The following is a 4,772-nucleotide window of genomic DNA, read 5'->3' as shown; positions in this document are numbered from 1 at the left end:
GCTGGTGGCGATGATCGCGCGCTTCGCGGTGCCGCATGTGATCGACGCCTTCGTGCAGCATTACGCGGGCGAGCAAAAGCCGCAGGAGGTGGCCGATGTCCGCGCCGAACTGCCCACGATCCGCGATATCCTGCGTGACTTCTGGCTGATGCTGCGCTGTGCGCTGCTGGGCACCGGGATCGGGGCGATCCCCGGCGCCGGCGGGCCGATCGCGGCGTTCCTGGCCTATGCCCATGCGCGGAAATCCTCGAAACGCCCCGAACGCTTCGGCAAGGGCGAGATGGCGGGCGTGGTGGCCTCCGCGACGGCCAACAACGCGGTGACGGGGGGCGCGATGATCCCGCTGCTTTCGTTGGGCATCCCGGGCGATCCGGCGACTGCGATCCTGTTGTCGGGGCTGTTGATCCACGGGCTGATCCCGCGTCCGATGCTGTTCATCCAGAACCCGGGCGAGGTCTGCCAGATCTACATCGCCATCATCGTGGCCTATGTCGCCGTCGTCGCGATCCAGCTTCTGGGCATCCGCTTCTTCGTGCAGGTGCTGCGCGTGCCTGCGCATCTGCTGGCGGTGGCGGTCATCGTCATGTGCGCCTACGGCGCCTTCGCGATCCGCAACTCGGTCTTCGACATGGTGTCGGTGGCGGTGCCGGGGGGCATGGCCTACGGGCTGATGCGCGTCGGCATTCCGTTGACGCCGATCATCCTGGGGCTTGTCTTTGGCCCGGCCATCGAGCGCGATTTCCGCACCGCGATGATCCTGTCCGAGGGCGACCCGTCCGTATTCGTCGCGTCCGTCCCGGGCGCCGTGTTCCCGGGCCTCGCCGCGCTGGTCGTCGGCGCGCAACTGCTGTGCTCCATCCGCGCCACGTTGTCCGCCCGCAGAACGGAGGAGAAGAGACGTGCTTCAGTCACCTCATCCGAATGATCGGCCCGATACGCCCCTTGAGGCCCAGATGCGCGGGCGTGCCCGCGCGCTGGCCGATTCCGGGGGCGTCGCCCAGGCGCTGGCGGCGGGCCGTCTGCCCGCGCGCGATGCTAACGCTGTCCGAAGGGCTGGTGCTGGGGCTCTTGCGGCAGGGGGTGCGGACCTTCTTCGCGATCTTCGGCCACGGCTCGACCGATCTGGTCAACGTGCTGCGGGTCTATGCCGAGGAGGGGCACGCGAGCGTGATCCACTGCCGCAACGAGGTCAAGATGGCCCATGCCGCGACTGCGCGCGCCTGGGTCCATGGCGAGACGCCCGCTGTGGTGACCTCGATCGGACCCGGCGCCTTGCAGGCGATGGCGGGTTCGCTGGCCGCCGCCTCGAACGGGGTTGGTGTCTACCACATCTACGGCGACGAGACGACACGGGGCGAGGGCTACAACATGCAGCAGGTCCCCAAGCCCGAACAGGGCATGTTCGGCCGGATCACCGCGCTGATGGGCCAGTCCTGCACGCTGCACACGCCCTAGGCGCTGTGCGAATGCCTGCGCCGGGGCACGTCCTGCGTGCATCACCCGGTGAAGGCCGGGCCGTTCTACATCCTGCTGCCGATCAACACCCAGCCGCAGGCGGCCGAAATCAACCTCACCACGCTGCCCGGCCGTCTGGACGTGCCCCGGATGGCCCCAGCGGCGGAAAGCGGCGTGTTCGAACGCGCCCGTGACCTGCTGGCCCGGGCCGAGCGTCCGGTCATCAAGGCCGGCGGCGGCACCCGCGGCGCGCCCGCCGCGACAAGGCGTCTGGCCGAGCATCCGGGTGCGGCGGTGGTCCTCTCGCCCGGCTCCGCCGGCGTGTTGCCCGACGCGCATCCGCAGAACATGCATGTGGGCGGCTCCAAGGGCTCGATCAGCGGTAATTTCGCGATGGAAGAGGCCGATCTGGTGATCTTTGCCGGCTCGCGGGGCGTCTGCCAGGCCGACTGCTCGGGCGTGGGCTATCCCGGGGCGCGCGCCGTCCTCAACATCAACGGCGATCTGGACGACGTTTCGCATTACGCGAACACCGTCTGCCTGCCCGGCGACGCGGGTGCAGTGGCCGACCGCCTTATCGCCGCGACCGAATGGGCCGACCGCCCCGACTGGCTGGCCGCCTGCGCCGCGAAGAAAAGGCCGAGTGGGCCGCCTTCAAGGCCAGCCGCCTGTTCGCGCGCCCGATGCACGATGCGGCCTTCGGGCGCGACTGCCTGACCCAGCCCGCCGCCATCGGCGCGGTCGCCCGCTTTGCCAAGGCCCATGGCGCGATCAAGTTCTTCGATGCGGGCGACGTGCAGGCCAACGGCTTCGAGATCGTCGAGGACGACGCGCCGGGCCAGACCTTCACCGAGACCGGCCCCTTCTACACGGGCTTCGCAGTCTCGGCGCTGCTGGGCGCAGCCGGGGTGCGCGATCCGAAATACGCCATCGCGTTTACCGGCGACGGGTCCTTCTTGATGAACCCGCAGGTGCTGATCGACGCGGTGGAACATCGCGTGAAGGGCATGATCGCTCTGTTCGACAACCGCCGGATGGCCGCGATCACCGGCCTGCAATACGCGCAATACGGGGTGGAATTCGCCACGAATGACAGCGTGGAGGTGGATTACGTCCTGATGGCCGCGACCGTCGAGGGGGTAAAGGCGCCTTACAGCGGCCACTCCATCGCGGAACTTGACGCCGCGCTGGCCGAGGCTCACAGACAAGACGGCCTCTCGCTGGTCCATATCCCCGTCTACAACGGGCGCGATCCTGCGCCGCGCGGCGGACCTGATCCGCGCCCGCGTGGACGAGATCGCCACGCTCATGTTGCTGGAAACCGGCAAGCCGCTGGCCGAGGCCAGGGGCGAGACAGGCGCCGCCGCCGCCCAGTTCGAATAGTATGCCGAGGAGACCAGGCGCATCTACGGCCAGATCATCGAGGCGCGCATACCCGATGCCCGCATGGCCGTGCTGCATCAGCCCGCGGGCGTGGTCGCCGCCTTCAGCGCCTGGAACTTCCCCGTGCTGCTGCCCGCGCGCAAGATCGCCGCCGCCCTTGGCGCGGGCTGACGAATTACGGCGACCGGGATTTCCCGGTCTACCTGCGCAATTCCTTCGCGGCCTCGATGGGCTATTCCCGCGAGGTGCTGAAGCAACCCATCGTCGGGATCGCCAACAGCGCGTCGAGCTTCAACAACTGCCACCGGCATTTCCCCGAACTGATCGAGGCGGTCAGGCGCGGCGTCCTGCTGGGCGGCGGGTTGCCCATCGAGTTTCCGACGATCTCGCTGGGAGAGGTGTTCCTGAACCCCACCTCGCTGAAATTCCGCGACCTCATGGCGATGGACACCGAGGAAATGATCCGCGCCCAGCCGATGGATGCCGTGGTGCTGGTGGGCGGCTGCGACAAGACCGTGCCCGCACAACTGATGGGCGCGGCCTCGGCCGACCTGCCGGCGGTGCCGCTGGTGGCGGGGCCGGTAATGACCTCGCGCTATGGCATCGAACGGTTGGGTGTCTGCACCGATTGCCGCCGCTTCTGGGGGAAATACCGCGCGGGCGAGATCTCGATCGAGGAAATCAACGAGATCGAGAGGCGGCTGGCCACCACCGCGGGCACCTGCGCGGTGATGGGCACGGCCTCGACCATGGCCTGCATCGCCGAGACGCTTGGCATGGCGCTGCCCGTAACCGCGGCCATTCGCGCCGTCCATGCCGACTGCCTGCGCACGGCCGAGGCGTCAGGGCTTGCCGCCGCGCGGATGATCGACGCCCCGATCCGGCCGAGCCAGATCTTCACCGAAAGGTCGGTCGAGAACGCGCTGCGGGTGTTGCTGGCGCTGAGCGGGTCCACCAACGCGATCATCCACCTGACGGCGGTCGCGGGGCGGCTGGGCATCGACATTCCGCTGTCCCGGCTCAACGAACTTTCCGACGAAACCCCGGTGTTGGTGAACCTGAAACCCGTCGGCAACCACTACATGGAGGATTTCTTCTTCGCGGGCGGGGTCGGCGCCGTTCTGCGGGAACTGAAACCCTTGCTGCATCTCGACACGCTGACCGTCACCGGCGAAACGCTGGGCGACCGGCTGGAAAAGGATCCCGGTTTCGTCGACCGCAACGTGATCGCCTCGGCCGACGCGCCGGTGGAACCCCAGTGCGGCCTCGTCGCGCTGTTCGGCAACTTCGTCCCGCGCGGCGCGATCCTGAAACGCTCGGCCGCCGACAAGACGCTGTTCGAGCATGAGGGCAGGGCGGTTGTCTTTTCCTCGCTTGCCGATCTCGCCGCGCGGGTGGACGATCCCGACCTCGACATCGCCCCGGACGACATCATGGTCTTGCAGAACGCCGGGTCCAAGAGCGCGTCGGGCATGCCCGAGGCGGGCTATCTGCCGATCCCGAAGAAACTGTCCCCGAAGGGCGTCAAGGACATGATCCGCATCTCGGACGCGCGGATGTCGGGCACCGCCTTCGGCATGATCGTGCCGCATGTCGCGCCCGAGGCGGCGATCGGCGGGCCGCTCGCGTTGGTGCGCACCGGCGACCGGATCAGGCTGTCGGTGGCCGGGAAGCGGATCGAACTGCTGGTGGACGCGGCCGGGCTTGACCGCCGCCGGGCCGAATGGACTCCGGACATCGTGCCACCCGAGCTACGTCGCGGCCATGACCGGCTTTACGCCGAGCATGTCCTGCAGGCCGACGAAGGATGCGATTTCGGCTTTCTGAAACCCGTGCCGGAGGGCTGAGTTGCCGAAGGGACACGGCCCGGTCCGTGCCGGGGCATCCGGCGGGGGTTTGGGCCGGAACTGCGACGTTGTGCCAAAGGGGGCCTT

The 4,772-nt window shown here is 68.3% G+C and carries 4 protein-coding genes; all 4 read left to right on the top strand.

From position 1 onward, the window contains the following. The coding region (locus ENN83_RS13580; protein ID WP_287187795.1) for a tripartite tricarboxylate transporter permease at positions 1 to 925 on the top strand (925 nt) is incomplete at its 5' end. 107 nt (positions 926 to 1,032) lie between these two features. After that, a complete protein-coding gene (locus ENN83_RS13575) occupies positions 1,033 to 1,455 on the top strand; it encodes a thiamine pyrophosphate-binding protein (protein ID WP_287187793.1) in 423 nt (140 codons plus the stop codon). Positions 1,456 to 1,491: 36 nt separating this feature from the next. Beyond that, positions 1,492 to 2,172 carry a hypothetical protein gene (locus tag ENN83_RS13570; protein ID WP_287187791.1) on the top strand — a complete coding sequence of 227 codons (681 nt, stop codon included), beginning with the start codon at positions 1,492 to 1,494 and terminating at the stop codon, positions 2,170 to 2,172. Further along, a complete protein-coding gene (locus ENN83_RS13565) occupies positions 2,139 to 4,685 on the top strand; it encodes a dihydroxy-acid dehydratase (protein WP_287187790.1) in 2,547 nt (848 codons plus the stop codon). The genes ENN83_RS13570 and ENN83_RS13565 overlap by 34 nt, the downstream gene beginning before the upstream one ends. Positions 4,686 to 4,772: the final 87 nt, after the last annotated feature.

This window comes from Rhodovulum sp. (assembly GCF_011048875.1).
Lineage (GTDB): Bacteria > Pseudomonadota > Alphaproteobacteria > Rhodobacterales > Rhodobacteraceae > Rhodovulum > Rhodovulum tesquicola.
This window is presented reverse-complemented; position numbering and strand designations above follow the sequence as displayed.

Bases quoted from the DNA above. Each gene is read 5' to 3' on its own strand.
- ENN83_RS13575 (WP_287187793.1), top strand. From the start codon at position 1,033: ATGCTAACGCTGTCCGAAGGGCTGGTGCTGGGGCTCTTGCGGCAGGGG.
- ENN83_RS13565 (WP_287187790.1), top strand. From the start codon at position 2,139: ATGCACGATGCGGCCTTCGGGCGCGACTGCCTGACCCAGCCCGCCGCC.